Origin of the sequence: Streptomyces sp. NBC_01445 (assembly GCF_035918235.1) — a bacterium.
Classification (GTDB): domain Bacteria; phylum Actinomycetota; class Actinomycetes; order Streptomycetales; family Streptomycetaceae; genus Streptomyces.
In genome coordinates, this window is the sequence record NZ_CP109485.1 from 339605 (window position 1) to 359325 (window position 19721).

Consider the following 19721-nt stretch of genomic DNA (forward strand, 5'->3'; position numbering starts at 1 on the left):
CTTTCACGCTCAACTGGTGGACGCTGCGGGGCAATTGATACCGAGGGGGACCGACCGAACGTCCGGCCGACTCCGCGCGCCGCTCGGAACCTAGCTCTCCGGCCGGTGCGTCTTCCAGAGGTGGTGTGGCGGATACGCGCCACATGGCGCACACCCGCCACGTGGGTCCGCGACGTGGGCGGCGCCGGGCCGCCGATGCGGCCCTATGTGTCCTGGCCGATGCCCGGCGGCTGCAGCCCGTCCAGGTCCCCGGCCGTGACCCAGCCGCGTTCGCAGGCGTGCCACCCGAGTTGCATCCGGCTCGAAGCGCCCGCCAGATCCATCAAGCCGCGTACCCGGCGGTTGACGGTCCGCTTGCCGATCCCCATGAGGCGGGCGATCGCGTCGTCGGTGAGACCGGACAGGAGCAGGAGTAGCAGATGAGTGTCCGAGCCGGAGAGTTCGCCGCGGTGCGTCTCGCCGGTTGACGGATCCAGAGGAAGCGCGGTGACCCACATCAGCTCGAACAGTGCGACGAGAGCGTCGAGCAGGGGGCCTTGGTGGATCTGCACGACGGCGCCCGGTGGCCGCCCGTCGTCCGTCCGCACCGCGAGCATGGCCGTGGACCGGTCTACGATGATCAACTTGACCGGGAGTCTGGCCAGCACGCGGGCCTGTTCACCTGCGTCCATGTACCGGCGGATCTCCAGCTGCACCGCGTACCCCTCGATCGCGGCCCGGTCGTACACCGTCCGGAAGCGCACCCCCGCTGCCAGTTGCTCCAGCTCCGCGACGTTGAACTCCTCGATCAGCAGATAGGGCGGAGCGTCGAAGCGCAGGACTTCCCGGCGGGCGCGGAGCTGGAGCTGCTCGTACCGCTGCGCCAACGCCTCGGCCGGCACGATTTCGGCGATCTCCTCCAGGGCCGCCGGCCGGAGCGCCTCGCGGTACTCCTTGGTGAGTCGCTGCAGAACGCCTTTGGCGGACTGCAGTTCGTTCATGCGCGCCAGCAACAGCGTCTCCCCGGCGATGTCCGGCGGGGCGGGAATCAGCTGCGCGGGCAGGTCGTCAGTGAGGGTGACCAGCCCCTTCACGGCCAGTGCCGCGACCGCCTGTTCGAGCTGGGCCCCGGCCAGGCCGGCCCGCTGCTCCAGCCGGCCCACCGGGCAGCGCCCGGACCCCACCAGCAGTTGGTACACCTGCGACTCGGCCGTGCTCAGACCCAGCGCCTCAAGCATGAATGTCCTCTCCTCACGAGCTCCCCGTTCCCACCCCGCGCATGCGGACCGCCCCCGGACCTCGATCAGTCCGGGGGCGGTCAGTCGGCGTCACTGCAGGCGCGAGCGGCGGCTCAGAGCGCGGACCCGGCCGCGCCCAACCGGTTTGCACACTCTCGGTCGTTGCCGCGCGGAGCGCGTCGAGCTCTGGGACCGACCTGGAACCTCGGCCAGCATCTATCTAACCGCTGAAATGATTCACACTAAAGTTTCTGCTTGGCAAGAGGTTTGGCTCCAGCTGATCAGCCACCAGGTCGCGCTCGCCGCAACGTACCTGGAGCTGATGCGGGCCGACTGCACCATCCCGGTGTCGGCCTGGCAGCCGGGGCAGCGGGTCGGGGTGGCCGCCATCGGCACCGTCATCCGATCCGACAGCCCCGACCTCGAGGTCGGCGACCTGGTCCAGTCGATGACCGGCTGGAGCCAGTACTCCGCCGGCCCGGCCGGCTCGTACCTCAAGCTCGACCGTGACCTCTTCGCCGCCCCCGGCTACCACCTCGGCCAGGGACCGACCGCCTACTACGGGAAGGCCGATGTGGCGGCCGTCGGCGAAGGCGACGTGGTCTTCGTCTCCGGCGCCGCGGGCGGGGTCGGCTCGCTGGCCGGCCAGATCGCCAAGTGCCTCGGCGCGGCACGGGTGATCGGCAGCGCCGGCAGCCCGGCGAAGGCCGACTACCTGGTGAACGAGCTCGGCTACGACGCCGCGTTCGACTACCACGACGGCCCGGCAGCACAACGGCTCAAAGAGTTTGCACCCGAGGGGATCTCTGTGTTCTTCGACATCGTGGGCGGTGAGCAGTACGACGCTGCGCTGCAGGCGGCCCGGCCCGGGGCGCGCTTCGCCCTGTGCGGCTCCCTGTCGAGCCAGCTCGGCGACGCGTCGGAGCGCTTCCCGCAGCCCGACCGCACGGCGGCCGAGGCGAAAGGCATCGAGCTGCTGCCCTTCTCCTGCCATCACACGCCCGATCAGATCGCCGCCTGGCGCGAGCACTTCAGCACCTGGCTGAGCCAGGGCCGCTTCGTCTACCCGCAGACAGTCCTCGATGGCCGGATCGAGGACGTGCCGCAGGCGTTCCTCTCCCTGCTGCAAGGTTCCTACCGGGGCAATGTCTCGGTGCGGCTGCCGTGACCACACTCTCCCACCAGGTCCTGAACCGGGCGCTGATGCGCCGCCAGTTCCTGCTGAGGCGCACCGATCGCACCCGGCTGGAGGTGACCGGACGACTGGTTGCCCTGCAGGCGCAGGAACCCAACTGGGCCTATGTCGGCCTGTGGAGCAGAATCCACGGCTTCACACAGTCCGAGCTCACCGCACTGCTGGAGGACCGGCAGGTGGTCCGCTGCGGTCCGCTGCGCAGCACCCAGCACTTCGCCGCGGCCGACGACTTCCGTCGCCTGCGGTCACTGCTGCAGCCCGTGCTCGACCGCACGGCCGGCTCGCCCCACTTCACCCGCAACAGCACCGGCCTGGACGCGGCGTCCTTGGCGGCCGAGGGACTCGCCCTGCTCGCGGGAGGAACACTGCCGCGCAAGGAGCTCACTGGAGTGGCCGAGAAGCTCCTCGACGACGGCAAGCTGCCCGAAGAGCATCGCCAACGCATCATCGAGAACAGGGACTTCGCGCGCTCCAAGCTGCGCTGCCCACGGGAGCGAAGACACGGAAACTCGTCAGCACCTGACCCGCGACGACAGGCGCCGCGGCCAGCGACTCGTCCGTTCAATGTACCCCCTCGGTGCTACTGGCGGTCCGGCTGCGGCAGGTCCTGCTCGGTCCAGATGGTCTTGCCGGTGGACGTGTAGCGCGTGCCCCAGTGGTGGGTCATCTGGGCGATGATGAACAGGCCCCGGCCTCCCTCGTCGTCGCTCGCGGCGTGCCGCAGATTGGGCGCGGTGTGGCCGGTGTCGGACACCTCGCAGGTCAGGGTCCGGTCGCGGATCAGGCGCACCTGGATGGGGCCGCCACCTGCGTAGCGGATGGCGTTGGTGACCAGTTCGCTGACGATGAGCTCCGTGGTGAACGCCGCGTCGTCCAGTCCCCAGTCGCCGAGCTGCTTCCCGACGGCGGAGCGGATGGCGGCCACGGCCGCCGGGTCCGGGGCCAGTGCCCATTGGGCGAACCGATTCCGGGCGAGCAGGCGCGTGCGGACCAGGAGGATCGTCGCGTCCACGTCCACCGCCCCGGGCAGCATGGTGGCCACCGCCCGGTCGCACAGCTCTTCCAGGGATCTTCGGTCGTCGGAGAGGACCTGTGAGAGCTGCGCGAGCCCGGCTTCGCGGTCGTCGGCAGCCTGGAGGAGGCCGTCCGTGAAGAGGGCGACAACAGTGCCCGGCGCGAGCTCCAGTTCCGTGCTCTGGTAGGGCAGGCCGCCGATTCCCAGCGGCGGTCCTGGCGGCAGCTGGGGATAGTCGACGACACCCCTGTGGGGTTCGACGAGCGCCAGCACCGGCTCCCCGGCTCGCGCCATGCTGCACTCCCCCGAGATGGGGTCGTACACCGTGTACAGGCAGCTCACGCCCAGAGCCGCGTCGGCGTGCGCTTTCAGGTGGCCCGGGCCGCGGCCGGTTTCGCCCTCGTGCGTGGTCTGCTCGACCAGGTCGGCCAGGCGGGACAGCAGCTCGTCCGGGCTCAGGTCCAGCCGGGCCAGGACGCGCACCCCCGTGCGCAGGCGTCCCGCGGTGGCCGCGGCGTGCATGCCGTGACCGAGCACATCCCCGACGACCAGGCCGACGCGGGTACCGGAGAGAGGGATGAGGTCGTACCAGTCGCCGCCCACCCCGGAGCCGCTGTCGGCGGGCAGGTAGCGGCTCGCCGAGTCGACGGCGGCGTGCGGCGGCAGGCGGCGTGGAAGCAGGCTCCGCTGGAGTTTGAGGGCCACGCTGTGGCCACGGGTGACCACCGGCATCAGCAGGAAACCGATCAGCAGGGCGCCCAGGCCCAGGACGGTGACCCCGCCCGTCCTGCCGATCAGCGGCAGGTCGACGGCGGTCGTGCCGTACCGGGGATCCGCGTAGACGATGAAGGTGGCGTAGAGGAACAGCAAGAGCATGAACAGCGCGCCGAGCCCCGGTAGCACGCCCTTGAAGACCAGATCCTTGACGCTGCGGGTGAGGATCTTGCGGTGGTACCAGACGCAGGCGAAGCCGGTCAGTCCGTACTGGAACGCGATCGCGAGACCGACCGAGTCGATCGAGTCGGCCAGGACGTTCTGGCTGAGCGAGGTCAGCAGGACGAACAGGGCGATCGAGGCCGTTCCCATGCCGATGGTTCCCCAGGTGGGGGTGAGATACCTGCGGTGGACCCGGGCGAACCGGGAGGGGACGGCCTTGTGGACCGCCATGGAGAAGACGGTCCTGGCCAGGGGCAGGATGGTGGTCTGGGCGGAGGCCAACGCGGAGGTCAGCACCATGAGGATCAGCAGTCTCGACAGGAACAGCCCCGTGCCGTGGCTCCCGAACACGGCCTCACCCAGCCCGGAGAACACATCGTCCGCGTTGTCCGCGTTGCCGAGTCCGATGCCCGAGGTGCCGACTCCCGCGAACGCCTGAGCCGACGTGGACACCAGCCCGTACATGACCAGGAGCAGCACGGTGGACAAGACCGCGGCACGGCCCGGGATGCGCGTGCTGTCGGCGGTTTCCTCGTTGACCGAGAACGCGGTGTCCCAGCCCCAGTAGATGAAGACCCCCGCGAGGATGCCCGAGGTCATGGCCGTCACCGAGGGCACCGCGAAGGGGTTGAACCAGGTCGCGGACACGTGGATCGCCGTCGGCGGAGGGCTGGTGTACACCCTGACCAGCGCGGCGACGGCGAGCAGGATCAGCATCACCACTTCCAGGCACAGCAGCCAGCGCTGTACAGCCGCCGAGAACGAGATGCCGACGTAGCAGATCACTGTCAGCACGGCGATCCAGACGACGCCTGCCGCGGTTGTCCACAGCCGGTCTTCCGCCAGTGCGTCCAGGCCCATCAACCGGAAGCCGTAGGCAGCGGCGATCTGCGCGAGGCTAGCCATGACGATGATGTTGGCGACGATGAGACCCCAGCCGCCCATCCAGCCGGTGCGCGGTCCGAAGGCGCGGGTGGCCCAGGTGAAGGTGGTCCCGCAGTCGGCGTTGCTCGCGTTGAGCTCCCGGAAGGCGTACGCGACCAGCAGCATCGGGACGAAAGCCAGCATGGTGACGATCGGAGCCTGCAATCCGACTCCGGCCACGATGATGCCCAGCGTGGCGGCGAGGCTGTACGCCGGGCCGGTGGAGGCCAGGCCCATGACGACCGAGGAGAACATGCCCAGGGCATCGTTCTTGAGCCCCTTCCGGCCGGACCCTGTGCCCGGAGCGGGAAGACCAGCCGACACGGCACCGCCGAAGAGCCTCACACTTGATTCCAACGCAGGTCCGCTTCCCTTCGCAACAGCGCAGGGACAGCAGGAGTGGCTGCCACCGTGCACGACGGCGATGCGGCCATTGTGTGCCGCTCGCAGAGAAAGCCGCCGATGGCTCTGAGCTGCACTGGCGTCGCACCTCGGGTCTCGCTGCGTCACAGGCGAATGACGACCAGAGCGATGTCGTCGCGGGCCTCGCTGGTGACTCCCAGCCGGGCCGGCAATGCGTCCGCCGACTCGTCGAGGGGAGGGCGGTGTCCTGGGCGGGGGCTGAGATCAGGCGGGCCAGGCCGGCATCGATATCCTCGTCACGGCGTTCGATGAGCCCGTCGGTGCAGAGCACGAGGGTGTCGCCCGGTATGTAGGACAGACCGACCTGGGGCGGGGGACGTGGTACGGGCGGGGGGCTCGGTCATGTCACCGACCAGCCGCGTCCCGGGACGCGAAGCGGTGAAGTCCCGCCGGACGAGGTCCGCGGCGAACACCGCCCGCCGCGCCTGCCGCGTCGGCCCGCGCCGACGGCACCGGGTGGTCCCGCACACGCGGTGCTCGCGCATCAGCCGCTCGATCTCCTTCCGGTTCACCCTCCGTCCGGCCCGCGCCAGGGCCGCCTGGATACGCGGAGCCCCGTAAGCGCCACGCGAGGCGGCGTGCAACACCCGTATTTCCGCGACGAGTTCATCCTCCGCGCGCTCCGCGCCCGCCGTGCCGGCCGAGCGGCCAGCCACGCTTAGTACCCCGAGCGGGACACCTTCAGCACCCGGCACAAGAACGCCACCGGACGGCCGTCCGGCCTGGCCTCGGACGCCTTCTCCGCATCGATGAACGCGTAGCGCCCGGCTACTTCGTCTTCTGCTGCGCGAAGAAGGCGGTCGCTTTTCCCAGGACCTCGATCGTCGCCTCCTGCTCGCCGACGGATTCCTGACGCGGGTCACGGAGCGGCACGACGGAACGGATCAGCTGTTCGAGCTCGACCCGGTGGGGCGTCCGGTCGGCGTCACCGCGGGCGACTGGGCGGAGCGCTACGCCTACGACGACGCCGGGAACCAGACCGACGCCCACTGGCCCGCCGCCCGGTCCACCGGGAGCTGCGGTGAGCGCGCCTACGAGGGCACCCGGCTGCTGGGTGCGGACGGGCTGCGCTACGAGTACGACGACGCCGGACGGGTCGTCCTGCGCCAGAAGCGACGGCCGTCGCGCAAGCCCGACACCTGGCGTTACGTCTGGGACGCGGAGGACCGTCTCGTCTCGTGCACGACGCAGGACGGCACCGAGTGGCACTACACCTACGACGCCGTGGGCCGCCGCACGGCCAAGCACCGCATGGCGGCGGACGGAAGCGGCGTGGTGGCCACGGTCCGCTTCGCCTGGGAGGGCACCCAGCTGGCCGAGGAGACCGACTCGACCACCGGAGTGACCCTGACCTGGGAGTACGAGGGCCTGCAGCCGATGTCGCAGCTGGAGCGGCGGATTCCCGCAGACGCCGTACAGCACGAGGTGGACAGCCGGTTCTTCGCCATCGTCACCGATGTCATCGGTACCCCGACGGAACTCGTCGGCGAGCGGGGCTACATCGCCTGGTACAAGCGGTCCACGGTCTGGGGCATCACCACGCGCAACCGCGACGCCCAGGCACACACACCGTTGCGCTTCCCCGGCCAGTACGCGGACCCGGAGACGGGCCTGCACTACAACCTGAACCGGCACTACGACCCCGAGACGACCCGCTACGTGTCGGCCGACCCGCTCGGCCTGGTGCCCGCGCCCAACCCGGCCGCGTACGTCGTCAATCCCTTTACGTTCATGGACGCCGAGGGCCTGGTCGCGAAGGGCTGCACGCAGGAGAGCGGCTGGTACGGCGGCCTGCTGCCGGCCAACACGATGAAAGACGGGTCGAAGTACCCGCAGCCGATGGAGGTCAACCACATCCCGGCCAAGTCGGCGTACAAGGACGTCATCGAGCCCGGTTTCTACATCGCGAACAAGCCGCACAAGAAGCAGAAGGTCAACAACGGCCCGGCCATCCGCATGCAGCGCGACCACCACGAGCAGCTGTACAGCACCGGGTACTCACTGCAGTCGCAGGCATGGCAGCAGTACCAGCGCGAGCTGATCAACTCGGGGCGGATCACCGACGCCATGCGCATGGACATCGACGACATCAAGCGGCGCTTCCCCGGCACCTACGATCAGCACATCAAGGACATGGTCGCCAGCCTGGATGACAACAAGCCCCTCCAGGACATGCTCGCAAGACGCGAGGATGGGAAATCGACAAGGCCGCTCTTCTCGCATGAGGCCCGCGGCACGTCACTAGGGCATCGAGAAAGGCGAAGGACGGAACATGGAACTGGAACTACTGCCGCTGGTCGGTGTCGGGCCGCTGCGGCTCGGCATGTCGGCGCAGGAGGCGCGCGACGCGGTCCAGGCGTGGGGGCTGCTGCGGGTCGCCTCCAGTGATCCGGAGCCCGGGCAGATCCTGCTCAAGCATGACGCGTCCGGCCTGAACGTGATGCTCGGCTTCACCAAGGGCGCGCTGAGCGGCGTGGAGCTGTTCCGGTTCCTCGACGAGGACGCCGACGTACGAGTGCTCCTCGACGGTCTCGACGTCTTCCGCACCCCGAGTGTGGACCTCTTCGAGCTGTTCGCGGAGCGGGGCCACGAGATCACCGAGAACGACCTCGGTTTCGACGAGCTGCCGGAGCTGAAGATCGTCCTCGCCAACCAGAGCAGCTACGAGTACCCGGTGGACGAGGACGGGGACCCTCTCTACTACGACTACGTGCGCCTCGCGGAGCAGATCTGACGCACGGTGAACCCACGGCAGAGCCCCGCTCGGCGCAGGCTCCGCGAGCCCCGAGCGCGACGTCCGTGCGCCGGTGGTCTCCTGCGGCGGGTGCCGCAGAAGAACTCCGCCCGTACTGGGTGCCACTGACAACCCGGGGCACGATCGGTCTGCCAACGGCCCGACTTCGGTGCGGCAGGAGCGGCGGCGCAGCAGAGAGGCGATCGTGCGATTCCGCTCGACGACCTGCGGCGCCGGCCTCTGTAGGTGTTGCACCGGAGGCCTCGGCAATCTGTCGGGCCAACTGCAGTGCTCAGACGCACCCCCTCTCCGCTCGGTGACCGACGTGGCTGCCGCTGCGAAGGGGATCGACGAGGGAACATGATGAGTGCGGGTTGGCGCCGGCTGTGGCAGACGATGGCCGTGGGCGGGATCGGGTTGAGCCTGTACGCGGGCTTGTTGACCGTCTACGACGTCCGCGACCGGGCTTCCAGCGAGCACGACATCGCCGCGGCCTGCGACCACCCATACCGAGACCGACGGGTTCGCCGATTCCTGAAGGTCATTGAGTGCGAACCCGCAGGTGCGTCCCGCGTGTCAGGGGAAGCATACGACGGGTTCGGAGCATCGCAACGCTATTCAGCGCGACCGGTGCAGTTGTGCCAAGAGTCGTTCTTGTTCGAGCTTCAGCGACTCGAACGAGCTACGCAGGTAGGCGTCCAACCCAATGCGCGGGAAGTTTCCTGCGATCGACACGTGATCCTCGAAGTCGACAGAGTCGAACCCGTCTTCCTGCCATCGAGCGACGAGCGGCTCGTAGCAGGCCACGTGCGCGCACAACTCCTTCAGAGGCTCCGGGATGGTGGTTTCCCTCAGGAGGTCAGCATGGGAGATGACGGTCTCGACCATGCGCCGGTTGAGCGGCATGAAGACCGTCGACATCCACAGGCGCCAGGCGGCTGCTTGCTCCGACGTGACAGGGAATGGCCGGGCCCAGACGTTCCCGCTGACGGCGACGAACTTGTGCCAGGCTCGATCCACTGCCTCTGCCTGTGCATAGAGCGGACCGTAGAGCTCGCTGAGTTGACGATTGACCCTGTCCAGATGCTCCTTGCGGCGCTCCAGACGAAGATTCGTCAGGTAAGTAGCTGCGTAGCCAGTAGCTGCCACGAACACCGTGACCACCAAAGGAAGCACGACGCTTAACTGCATGAGCAAAACCGTACTCAGGGGCGAACTTGAGTGTCTACGAACCAACAGACCTGGTCCTTGGCTCAGTTGTTCAGCGGATTCTTGCGAGGAACCCCGGGCGTTCACGACTCCGTTGGGAAATCCATAAATCGGCTCTCGGGGGCGGGTCATGCCGCGAGGGTGAGGCGTGCGAGGTGGGAGACGCGGGTGGTGCCGAGTGGGGTGCCCCGCAGCCAGGCGTCGATTCGGGTGAGGTTGAGGGCGGTGGCGGAGAGGACGTTGGCGAGGTGGGTCTTGTGCTGGCCTCGGTAGGGAGTGCGGCGCAGATGGGTGCGGCGGACGGCCTGGGAGATGGTGCCCTCCACCCCGGCTCGCACGTCGTAGCGGGCCTTCCACTCGTCGGTCTGCTGCTCGGCACGTCGTTCTTCGAGGATCTGTTGCTGCTCTCGGGGCAGCAGGGTCAGGCTGCGGCCCCATTTGCCGTTGGCTGCTTTGGTGCAGCGCGCTCTCAGCGGGCATGGATCGCAGTCGGCGAGTGCGAAGTGCACCCGGACGAGCACGGTCCCACTGGCCTTGCGCTGTTGGGACCAGCTGACACTGGACGCGCCCTGAGGGCAGATAACCTTCCTGGCGTTCCAGTTGGTGGTGAAGGCGGCCTGAGTCAGGTCCGGTGCCTGCGCGTCCCGTCCGTTGTGGTGGGTATCAGCGCCGACGGGACCGACCAGGTCGATGCCATGGTCTTCGTGGGCGGCCAGGATGTGGGCGGCGGTGACGTAACCGGCGTCCACCACATGCTCACGCGGCCTCAACCCCCGTTCATCCAGATGCTGGTGGATGGTTGCGGTGACCTCGGTGTCGTTGACGGTGGCGTTGGTGGTCTCCACATTCGTGATCAGGTGGGGTGCGTCCGGCTCGCAGGTCTCGCTCAGGTGGACTTTGAATCCGCACCAGCCCGTCCCGCGTTTGATGCCGTAGTGGGCGTCGGTGTCATAGGGCGAGGACAGCCGGTCTCTGGCCGGCGGGAGGTCCTTGCCCTCCCGCCAGCGCACCCCCTGCCCGTCCCGGTGATACTGCTCTGCCCAGGCCCGGCGCAGGATCCGCACTGCGGGCACCTCGCGCAGCCAGGCCACAGCGGCCGGCCCATCAATGGCGTCAAGCAGAGCGAACCCGTCCCGGCCGACCTGCTCGGCCCATTCCCGACGGACGTTCTCCCCTTTCGGGAAGCGGTAGTTGTCGACCTTGGCCCCGTAGCGCTCCACCCACCCGGGGCTGATCAATCCGCTCAGCCAGTCCGGAGCGGCCGCGGCCAGCGCCTCCAGCGCCGCCCGCAGCGTCTCACCGACGAACTCCATCCGGTTCAGCGTGCGCACCGCGGCCAGCACGTGCGTCGAGTCGGTGCGCTGCCGGCCGCCCGCCCGCAGCAGCCCGGCGTCCGAGAGCCGCGCCAGCACCACCTCCAAGACCCGCTCTTCCAGCCCGTGCGTGATCAGACGGGAGCGGAAATCCCCCAGGACGGTGAAGTCGAAGCCGGGATCATCCAGCTCCAGCCCCAACAGGAACTTCCAGTCCATGCGCGCTCGCACCTGGTCAGCGGCCTGCCGGTCGGAGAGTCCTTCGGCATATTGCAGCACCGACACCAGCGCCAGAGCCCCTGGCGAGATCGCGGGCCGGCCTCGATCAGCAAAGGCCCCGGCGAAATCCTCGTCCGTGAACACCGGACCGAGCACTTCCCTGATCCGGATGGCCAAAGTCCCCTTGGGGAACGAGGCCCGCACCACCCGAGCCGTCAGCTCAGGCACTCCGTCATCCGACCGCGACTCCAACGACATCCCGCTCTCCCCATCCCGCCAACGACCATAGCCATCAGCAAGACGAACGACACAGCACTGCCCGAATCACGACTTTCCCAACGGAGTCGTTCACGCCCGGGAGGAATCGCATCCACGGGGTGCGACGCGGAGCGTCGCCGTGACGTGCCGCAGGCCATGACGGCCGCGGAGCGGCCCGGGGCGTTCCGGCGGAGCCGGGCCACGGCGGTGTGCGCGGGCAGGGCCGGAGCGGGTATCGCTCCTTCGGGTGAGGCGGGGCGAACGTGTGGTGGGTCTTCGTCCAGGTGTATAGGTTCGCTGATCGTGAAGCTGGTGGTGAGGGTGAAGCTGCTGCCGACGCCCGTACAGGCGGCGGCACTTGAGGCGACCCTGCATGCTTGCAATCAAGCGGCGACCTGGGCGGCCGGGGTTGCATTCGAGGAAAACGCGCGACGTCCGCTGGAGTTGCGCAAGCACACCTATGCCGAGGTCCGGGTCAGGTGGGGGCTTGGCGCGCAGGCCGCCCAGCACGCCATCAAGAAGACCTGCGATGCCTACACCACCTTGAAGGCGAACCTGCGTAACGGCCGCTACGGGCGGCCCGGTTCCAGGCGGCACACTCGCGCCTCGGGCAAACCGGTGGTCTTCCGGCCCCAGGCGGCGCAGCCTTACGACGACCGGATGCTGTCCTGGCAGCACCAGGCACGCACGGTATCGATCTGGACCACCGCCGGCCGCCTGAAGGGCGTGCGGTTCACCGGGCAGGCCGGGCAGCTGGAGGTCCTGGCTGCGCACCGCAAGGGTGAGTCCGACCTGGTGTGCCAGGGCGGGAAGTGGTTCCTGATCGCGACCTGCGAGATCCCCGAAGCCGCCCCGAACACTCAGCCGGTCGGGTTCCTCGGGGTGGACCTGGGGATCGTGAACATCGCGGCCACTTCCGACGGGGCCCGACACTGCGGTCGCCGCGTCAACCGCAAGCGGGAACGGGATCGTAAGCTGCGGTCCAAGCTGCAGAAGAAGCAGACCAAGTCCGCCAAGCGGCGGGCGAAGAAGTACGCGGGCAAGGAAGCCCGGCGGAACAAGGACATCAACCACAAGATTTCGAAGCGGATCGTGGCGGAGGCTGAACGCACCGGTCGCGGGATCGCCCTGGAGACACTCACGGGCATCCGCGAGCGGGCACGGCTGAGAAAGCCCCAACGCACCACGCTCCACTCCTGGCCATTCGCGCAACTCGGCTCGTTCATCGTCTACAAGGCGAAGCGGGCCGGGGTGCCGGTCGTCTCTGTCGATCCGGCGTACACCAGCCAGGAATGCTCGCAGTGTCATCACATCGAACGCGGAAACCGGCCTGCCCAGGCTGTTTTCTCGTGCCGGGTCTGCGGCTTCGTTGAGCACGCGGACCACAACGCGTCCCACAACATCCGCCAACGCGGCTGGATGGTGTGGGTCTGCGGGGCTCAGTCAACGGCCCCTGAACTCAACCTCATCGCGTGAGAACTGGACGCAGCCGACCCCATCACAGCCAGTGATGACTCGAGCAGCAAGCCCGGTCGTTTCACGACCGGGTAGTTGACGGTTGGATCGGGTCGACCATTCTGTCCGGGTGGGCCGCGACCACGTATCTCGTGGCGGTCACGCTGCAAAGGCCGAAGACGTGCATGAGGCGGACGGGATCGGCGGTCTCGCGGGCCTCGTCGAAGATCCGGTCTTGGCGGAGCTTGCCGCGGGCGACGCCGGCCTTGTCGAACGCTGCCTTGACGACTTCCGGACTGATCTGCGGTTCAGCGTCATCGACGGCGGTCTGTCTGCTGTACGTCAGCGAGCCCGGCGTCCTGCCGGGGGCCGCCCCTGTTCGCCCGTCCCGTCCTTGCCGGTGATGAGCGAGAAGCGACGTGTCCCGGAATTCGCCACGAGCCAGTAAATTACGGGCCGAACTCCAGGAATCCGCCAGTAATCGGGAGAACCTCATACGATCGTGTGGACCCTGCTCATAGGTCCGTGGCCAGCACGAACAGCGGGTACGCACGCGCGGAGGCCGTACGGGAACCCGTCGGATCTCCAGTTGCGTAGGAGGCGGGAAGCGCCGAGGCGAGCCGGCGGGCGCGGGCGGGGCCGGAGTTCGCGCGGAACTGCGCGGCCGCGAAGTCGATGCGGCCCTCGTTGTCGATCACTGCCTCGCCGTCGAGGACCGTGCCGGGGCGCAGCGCGCGCATGCCGGCCACGGCGAGATCCATCCACGCTGAGGTGACCGTCCGGACGAACCGGGCCTGCAGCCGGACGGTTTCGGCGTCACGCCACAGGACGGTGCGGTGCCCGTCGAACTTGATCTCGTACCACCAGCCTGGTCCCTTGGGCAGCGTGGGGACGGCCTCGGCGAGCGCGACAGCCACGGGATACTCCACGCCGCCAGCCTGCGGCGGCCAGGCCGTGACCGCCCGCTGGCCTTCCCCAGAATGCCGAGCTCGGTGTCGGGACGGCAGTCGGGGCAGGCGTCGACGCCCTCGGTCACGGCGCGATACGCGAACTCGCGGCCGAGGTGCGGCAGATCGGCGGGCCAGGGCCCGGCGCATCACCACCGGCGAGAAGCCGCCCGTCCGGGCGCTAGCCGCAGCCGTTGGAGGGGCTGGTCCCGCGCTTAAGGCCCCAGGCGGCAACCAGCTCGTCCCCGTCGGCCCGGCGAGACTCCTTGTCGTCGATCTTGTTCAGGACCGCCCCCGGTTTCATCTGCCACCGACGCCCCGAGCCGTCCCGGAACTGGAGCACGACCATGGCGTCAGTGCGGACCTGTGACTGATGGTCACCAAACGAGAACCAATCCATCGTGCATGAATGCACCTCACCGAACTCAACCTGTTGGACGCTCGCGCCGCCCACCTCAAGCCGAACGGTCACATCCACTATGCGGACCGACTGTTGGTTCTCCACCATCACCCCGGTGGGCGCAGCCGCGGGACCATTCCAGTACACGGCGACCTTCATCGCCTCCCGTTCCTCGTCGCTGGCCCGCTGCGTCTGATCGCGATACAGAGCGAAGAGGGAAAGAGCGACCGCGCACAACACCCCCAACGAGTTGATCCACTCGTGCACAGAGCCCGAACTGCCGTCCTTGCCAGAGGAGTTCATAGCCAGAGGTGTAGCACGGGCCGCGCGGTGCAGCGAGGTGCCAGATCTGCCAAGTCGCCCTGCCCGTCCCGTGGTTCAGGGGCTGGCAGAGCTGTGGGTCGGCGCGGGCTGTCAGTGGTAGGCGGGCGGCGGAGCGAGAACGGCGTAGACGAAGACGCAGCCCAAGGCGACGCAGATCGCGGTCATTCGCCCTCCTTCTCCAGCAGCCAGCGGCGGTCGTCCGCGGCGCAGTCGGCTATCGACGAGCCGCCCTCCGAGCCGGGCTTGTTGGGGCGGCAGCGGTGTCCGCCTCGATGCATCTCTGCGCACTCGGGCCCGCAGGCCCGGTACAGCAACCGTGTGTGCTGGCGGATGCGGGCGGGCGTACTTGCCTTCGGTGCTGTCGCCGTCCCAGCGGGCGCGCGGATCGTCGGCCGGTACGTGTTCTACGGCCTCGAGCAGGTCCGAGTCACGCCGGCTGATGTGCCAGCTCGCTTGCCGGCCACCGATGTTGAGGTGCGCGATCTGCCAGCTGTCCTCGTCATCGATATCGGGCGCGGGCGGGCGCGATGACAGCGCCAGAGGTCATGGCGACGAGGTAGGCGTGCTCCCGGTAGGCGTTGTCCAACTGCTGCTCGAGGGTCGGCTCGTCGGTCAGGGGGCGGGGCTCGGTCATACGGCGTCCCTCTGTGGCTGGTTGGAGATGAGTCCGCGGCGACGGGCTTCGCCGACGGCCGCGGCCCGCCGTTGGCCGCGGGACAGGTCGGTGACGCCAAGTCGGCGGTTGCCTGGGAGGCCCTGGTCGCGCTTCTTGACGCGCCCTTCAAGGAGTCCGGCCTGGACGCCGAGGAGCACGGCGTGCGGGGCGTTGAGGGCGGCGAGACACATCATCATGCGGCTGCCTGTTCCCTTGGCTCCGCCGACATCAATGCCCAGGTGCTCGGCGATCTCCTCGTAGGCTTCTCGCGGTGTCTCACGCTGCTTCATCTGCGGTTGTCTCGGCTCTCGGTGCATCCCCGCCGGGTCTACTGAGGCCGCTCCGGACGGGCAGATCGCTGACCTGCGGTGTCTCACGGCCCGCTATCACCCGGGACGGCGGTGCGGTCGGCTGTGTGGGGGTGCCGAACGACGGGAAACGCGGGGGCCGTTCTGCCGCCGGATGTTCGACCGCAACATCGCGCCGCGCGGGGCATCGCCCCGGTCCGCGCCTGCATTCTCAAACTCCTGCTGGATGTGCTCTCTGGGGCCCGTCTTCGACCGTGCCGTCCCCTTGGCCGAGGTGCCGGACGAATATCGGGCGATGGACGACCGGTCGGCGCTGAAGGTGCGCATCACCTTCTGAGCGCGGGGGGGCCGGCGGCACGGTGTGGTTCTCCCGTTCCGCGCGGCGGCCTCGTGATGTCAGGCGGCGCCCTTCACGTGGCGGACCAGCCACATCAGCAGGGCGTCCAGGTCGGCGGCGGCCGAGAGGACCCGGTCAACCGCCTCGGAGGTGTGCAGCCACTCCTCGCAGCCGAGAGGGCGGGCGGCGATCAGCGAACGGTGGCGCAGCAGCTTCGTACGGGAGTGGTCCGTCGGATAGCCGCGCGGGGGGCGTTTCATCACGTCCCCGGAGATGTCGTAGCCCTTCTTCCGCACGTCCTCGACGATGGCGGACAGTTCGCGGCCGCTCCCCTCGGAGGCCACGGCTTTGCGGAACATGTCCACCTGGCCGGGATCGGGGTACCACCAGGCGCCCTGGATCCGCAGGCCGTCCAGGTCGAACCGGAGACCGATCTCGATCTTGCGGCCGAGCCGGATCACCGCGCCCTGGTGCTGCCACCACCAGGAGTCGGTGCGATAGTGCCAGACGGAGAAGTCCTCGTACTTGGGGTCGGTGTCCGCGACCTCGTTGAGCAGCGCGATCATCGGCTGCCGGATCAGACGTTCGCGGTCCGCGCGGTAGCGCTCGCGGGTCGCGTGGGTGGGTTCGCCCTGGAGCTGCCACAACACGTCCATGGCCTGCTCCGGCCAGCCGGTGAACTGTCCGCGCATGCGCGGAGGATAGCTCACCCATGATCCGCGCGCGGAGAGTGAGCCACACTGTTCCACGGCAGCGGCAAGGTCGGCCATCCAAACTCGACGCCTTCAAGCCCTACCTGGATGACCGCTGGACCCAAGGCTGCACCAACGCATGGACGGCATGGGAGGAGATCGTGCCGCTCGGCTATCAGGGCAACTGCCAGCGCGTTCGTGCCTACTTCCGGGAGAAGCGGTTCTCACCCGGCCTCGTCACAGCTCGCCCACCGTCACCCCGGGTCGTCGCCGGATGGATCCTCCGCCGGCCGGAGAGCCTCACCGAGACGGAGCACCTTCGGCTCAAGGCCGCTCTGGTCCGCTGCCCCGAACTCGATGCCCTCACCGGCCGCGTCCGCTCCTTCGGCTCAGATGCTCACCGAGCGCCAGGGCGAACAGCTGCCGCAGTGGCTCGACGCCGTCCGGCGCAGGCGGCGCAGACGACTTCGGTGCGTGCCTCGGCGACGAGGACGATGGTGTTCTCTGGGGCATTCTCGATCCGGGCGGCCAGGTCGCCGGCGAGCCAACTCCAGTCCTCGCCCCAGACAATGCTCTCCATAGCGGCGATGCGCTGGAGGTCTGATCTGGCGGTGACACGGCGGAGGGTCACGCCGTCGGGCAGGACGGGGTCTGCGGCAAGGTCTGCGGACTGCCCGATGAGCACGCGGATTGCGTACCGGACCCTTCTGTAAAACCGGCGGGGGCGGGGCCGGGTGAATCCCACCCCCGCCCCGCCCCCGCCGCTCTCGGCCTCATCACCCCCCAACCGAAACGGCGGGGCTAGACAGACAGTGATTCGTCACGGATGTTCCAGACAGCCTTCACTCCCAGCTGGTGCTCGCATCCGGCACCTTCCCAGGGCTGTGTGGAGTCCTCAACTCCTTGCACGGAAGTAGTCTGCTCTGTCTGCCTACGTAGGACAGTCGGCTCGATACTTCCGAGCCGTTGCTGAAAGTCGACCTGCAGTCGGTCCAATGTATTGAGAAAGTCCTTCAGATAAGGCAGTTCCTGATGCACCCTTTCTCGTTGCAAGCTGCTCTCCTGGGGAGCGTTCAGGTGGGTACGCGTTGAAGTGGAAGCGCTGGGGTGCGCTGGGGGCACGGTAGGACTGGTAGCGCAGGCACAGCTTCGATGGGTGCTGGACTCGGCGAAAGGAAACGACGTATCTGCTGTCACGCCCTCACAACGATCTTCCTCCGTGCCAGAAACGAGGCATTCGAGTGGATCGCCGCAAATGTCCGCCGCCCTGGCCGCAGCCAGGGCGGCTTCAAGTTCCCGGTAGGGGCGGGCTGCCGGTGATGCCCCAGATCCAGATGGCGTGTTCGGGTGCGTCCCGGATCGCTCCCCCGGTGGTGCGGCGCAGCGAGAACCGGTTCTCGGTGAACCTGATGTCGGTGATCAGCACCAACGGTCGGGTGCACTTCATGGTCTTCGCCGAGAGCTTCACCGCTGCGGTGATGTGCCGCTTCCTGGACCGGCTCGCCAGCCAATTCGACCACAAGGTCCACCTCGTGGTCGATGGGCACCCGGCCCACCGCTCCAGGAAGGTCCATGACTGGCTCGCCGCCCATCTGGATGACGTCGAGCTGCACTTCCTGCCGCCGTACTCGCCCGAGCCGAACCCCGACGAGCTTGTCAACGCGGACCTCGAGCACAGCCTGCCCAGACAGCACCGGGCCCGGAGCCAGGCCGAACTCACCACCGAGACCCGCCGCTTCTTCCGCAGGCGATAACGTCAACCGCCCATCGTCCGCGGCTACTTCGGTGGCCCACACGTCCGCTACGTCCTGGACGAGAACCCCATGAGTTTTTGATCAATACAACATGGTCAACATGTCAGGGGCGGCCAAGCGGGGCACGGTTGCCGTCACCGCGCCCTCAGCGGTGCACTGGTCCTGGCTATTGGGCGCGGTGAGCCGCCGAAGGAAGAGCGGTAAGGCAACCCACAGCATGTCGCCTCCTCAGCATGGAGTGAGTGCGGCACGGTCACCGTCTGGTCCCAGATCCCGGGATCGGGCGGTGGCCGTTTGCGTCACTCCGGCACCCCGAGCGCCGCGTCCGTGCGCCGGTGGTCTCCTGCGGCGGGCGCTGTGGAAGAACTCCCGCTCGGTGATCGAGGACGTTGCGATGAGTCCTGCCGCGGCGGCCTGGGCCCATCCGTACACACGCGCGGCGGTCATCGCCCGTTGGGGCGCGGCGCGCACTCATTCGGGCGCATCACTCGCGCCGTCACTGCCTCTCACTCTCCCAAATGGTTTGAGTGATCTTCCGCACGTCGTCATCCGTCCTGCCGGGGCTGGTCCGCACGGCCTCTTTTCCCGTGCCGCCCCGCCCGGTGACGGCGTCCCAGAGACGATCACCAGGAGTTGTAGTGACATCACCACGACGGTGTGCCGGGCTTGCCGGCGCGGCTGCCCTGCTGGGCTCGCTGTTTCTCGGCACTCCGGCCGCCCAGGCGGCGCCGGTCGCAACGGACGCCAATGACACGCACCGGCCAACCGTCTGCCGGGGCCTGGTACCGGACCCCGTTCCGTACCCCCTGCGCTCGGACTACTTCTGCACCGACTGGCGGCTCGGCCCGAAGAAGCTGCCGACCCACGGGCTGGTGGCGCACACCCTCCACCGCTACCAGCGCCTCGGCCACCTCACCGCGACCCAGTTCCTGAACCGGTGGTGGGACCCGGCTGCCGACACCGGCCAGGGCGACTGGCGCTACCCCGACGCCGACGGTTACGCGAAGAACTCCCAGGGACAGCCGATCGCCGCCGAACTCGAACTCCACAAAGGCCAGAAGGTCGACCGCTTCGGCAATGAGGCAGGCCGCTACTTGGCCCCCGCCGGCACCAAGTACGGGAAGCGGAGCATCCCACCGTCCAGCCTCAACACCGCCGATCCACGCCACCCGTACAACTACTACCTGTACAAGGTGACCCGGGACGTCAAGGTGTGTGCGGGGCCGATCGCCCCGGCGTTCGAGCAGCCCGGCCTGGGTGTCCAGTACGTGACGTCAAGCTCGTACTGCCCGAAGATTCCGCGCACCTCCGTGCTGGACCTGGTGCGCAACGGGACCTTGGTGCGGCTCGCGGCCTCGTAGCTTCCCGGCTGCGACGGCTGGCGCACCCCTCGTACTGATCGCCCC

Annotated in this window: 18 protein-coding genes and 2 pseudogenes; 7 read left to right on the forward strand and 13 right to left on the reverse strand. The window is 68.3% G+C overall.

Going from position 1 to position 19721, the window contains the following annotated elements:
- Nucleotides 1–203: 203 nt before the first annotated feature.
- A complete protein-coding gene (locus OG574_RS01780) occupies nucleotides 204–1217 on the reverse strand; it encodes a helix-turn-helix transcriptional regulator (protein ID WP_326771521.1) in 1014 nt (337 codons plus the stop codon).
- Between the two features lie 232 nt (nucleotides 1218–1449).
- Here OG574_RS01780 and OG574_RS01785 point away from each other — a divergent pair, with 232 nt between their 5' ends.
- Together OG574_RS01785 and OG574_RS01790 are read left to right on the forward strand one after the other, a co-directional pair.
- Nucleotides 1450–2385: an MDR family NADP-dependent oxidoreductase gene (locus OG574_RS01785; RefSeq protein WP_326771522.1), complete on the forward strand. Its 936-nt coding sequence runs from the start codon at nucleotides 1450–1452 to the stop codon at nucleotides 2383–2385.
- Nucleotides 2382–3056 (forward strand): DNA glycosylase AlkZ-like family protein, encoded by a 675-nt coding sequence (locus OG574_RS01790; RefSeq protein ID WP_326771523.1) that lies wholly within the window; start codon nucleotides 2382–2384, stop codon nucleotides 3054–3056. Before OG574_RS01785 ends, OG574_RS01790 begins: the two co-directional genes overlap by 4 nt.
- Here OG574_RS01790 and OG574_RS01795 read toward each other — a convergent pair.
- The gene (locus OG574_RS01795; protein ID WP_326771524.1) at nucleotides 2993–5542 is read right to left on the reverse strand and encodes an amino acid permease; all 2550 of its coding nucleotides are present in this window, start codon (nucleotides 5540–5542) and stop codon (nucleotides 2993–2995) included. The genes OG574_RS01790 and OG574_RS01795 overlap by 64 nt on opposite strands.
- 404 nt (nucleotides 5543–5946) lie before the next feature.
- Complete coding sequence (locus OG574_RS52600; RefSeq protein WP_442816786.1) at nucleotides 5947–6405, reverse strand: IS3 family transposase; 459 nt, start codon at nucleotides 6403–6405, stop codon at nucleotides 5947–5949.
- 211 nt (nucleotides 6406–6616) lie between these two features.
- Here OG574_RS52600 and OG574_RS52605 point away from each other — a divergent pair, with 211 nt between their 5' ends.
- The gene (locus OG574_RS52605) at nucleotides 6617–8098 is read left to right on the forward strand and encodes an RHS repeat domain-containing protein (RefSeq protein WP_442816787.1); all 1482 of its coding nucleotides are present in this window, start codon (nucleotides 6617–6619) and stop codon (nucleotides 8096–8098) included.
- Entirely contained in the window at nucleotides 7983–8444 is a 462-nt protein-coding gene (locus tag OG574_RS01810; protein ID WP_326771525.1) for a hypothetical protein, read from the forward strand. Before OG574_RS52605 ends, OG574_RS01810 begins: the two co-directional genes overlap by 116 nt.
- 618 nt (nucleotides 8445–9062) lie before the next feature.
- Here OG574_RS01810 and OG574_RS01815 read toward each other — a convergent pair.
- Both OG574_RS01815 and OG574_RS01820 read right to left on the reverse strand, forming a co-directional pair.
- Entirely contained in the window at nucleotides 9063–9635 is a 573-nt protein-coding gene (locus OG574_RS01815; RefSeq protein WP_326771526.1) for a hypothetical protein, read from the reverse strand.
- Between the two features lie 146 nt (nucleotides 9636–9781).
- Entirely contained in the window at nucleotides 9782–11443 is a 1662-nt protein-coding gene (locus OG574_RS01820; protein ID WP_326771527.1) for an IS1182 family transposase, read from the reverse strand.
- A gap of 303 nt (nucleotides 11444–11746) precedes the next feature.
- Here OG574_RS01820 and OG574_RS01825 point away from each other — a divergent pair, with 303 nt between their 5' ends.
- Nucleotides 11747–12919, forward strand: coding sequence for an RNA-guided endonuclease InsQ/TnpB family protein (locus OG574_RS01825; RefSeq protein WP_326771528.1), 1173 nt, complete (start codon nucleotides 11747–11749; stop codon nucleotides 12917–12919).
- Between the two features lie 61 nt (nucleotides 12920–12980).
- On the opposite strand, the gene OG574_RS01830 is transcribed toward OG574_RS01825, so the two are convergent.
- The 8 genes and pseudogenes from OG574_RS01830 to OG574_RS01870 form a co-directional block, all read right to left on the reverse strand.
- Nucleotides 12981–13394 (reverse strand): hypothetical protein, encoded by a 414-nt coding sequence (locus tag OG574_RS01830; RefSeq protein ID WP_326771529.1) that lies wholly within the window; start codon nucleotides 13392–13394, stop codon nucleotides 12981–12983.
- 19 nt (nucleotides 13395–13413) lie between these two features.
- Complete coding sequence (locus OG574_RS01835; protein WP_326771530.1) at nucleotides 13414–13827, reverse strand: ATP-dependent DNA ligase; 414 nt, start codon at nucleotides 13825–13827, stop codon at nucleotides 13414–13416.
- 65 nt (nucleotides 13828–13892) lie between these two features.
- Nucleotides 13893–13970, reverse strand: a pseudogene (locus OG574_RS01840) (hypothetical protein); the annotation flags it as partial.
- 56 nt (nucleotides 13971–14026) lie between these two features.
- Nucleotides 14027–14548: a hypothetical protein gene (locus OG574_RS01845; protein WP_326771531.1), complete on the reverse strand. Its 522-nt coding sequence runs from the start codon at nucleotides 14546–14548 to the stop codon at nucleotides 14027–14029.
- A gap of 520 nt (nucleotides 14549–15068) precedes the next feature.
- Nucleotides 15069–15203, reverse strand: coding sequence for a hypothetical protein (locus OG574_RS01850; protein WP_326771532.1), 135 nt, complete (start codon nucleotides 15201–15203; stop codon nucleotides 15069–15071).
- The gene (locus OG574_RS01855) at nucleotides 15200–15514 is read right to left on the reverse strand and encodes a hypothetical protein (protein ID WP_326771533.1); all 315 of its coding nucleotides are present in this window, start codon (nucleotides 15512–15514) and stop codon (nucleotides 15200–15202) included. Before OG574_RS01855 ends, OG574_RS01850 begins: the two co-directional genes overlap by 4 nt.
- 414 nt (nucleotides 15515–15928) lie before the next feature.
- Entirely contained in the window at nucleotides 15929–16561 is a 633-nt protein-coding gene (locus tag OG574_RS01865) for a DUF2461 family protein (protein WP_326771534.1), read from the reverse strand.
- Nucleotides 16562–17012: 451 nt separating this feature from the next.
- Nucleotides 17013–17246, reverse strand: a pseudogene (locus OG574_RS01870) (GNAT family N-acetyltransferase); the annotation flags it as partial.
- A gap of 634 nt (nucleotides 17247–17880) precedes the next feature.
- Here OG574_RS01870 and OG574_RS01875 point away from each other — a divergent pair.
- Nucleotides 17881–18315: an IS630 family transposase gene (locus OG574_RS01875; RefSeq protein ID WP_442816788.1), complete on the forward strand. Its 435-nt coding sequence runs from the start codon at nucleotides 17881–17883 to the stop codon at nucleotides 18313–18315.
- A 638-nt stretch (nucleotides 18316–18953) separates the two neighbouring features.
- On the forward strand, nucleotides 18954–19676 hold the full coding sequence (locus tag OG574_RS01885; RefSeq protein ID WP_326771535.1) for a TNT domain-containing protein: 723 nt from the start codon (nucleotides 18954–18956) through the stop codon (nucleotides 19674–19676).
- The last annotated feature ends 45 nt before the right edge of the window (nucleotides 19677–19721 follow it).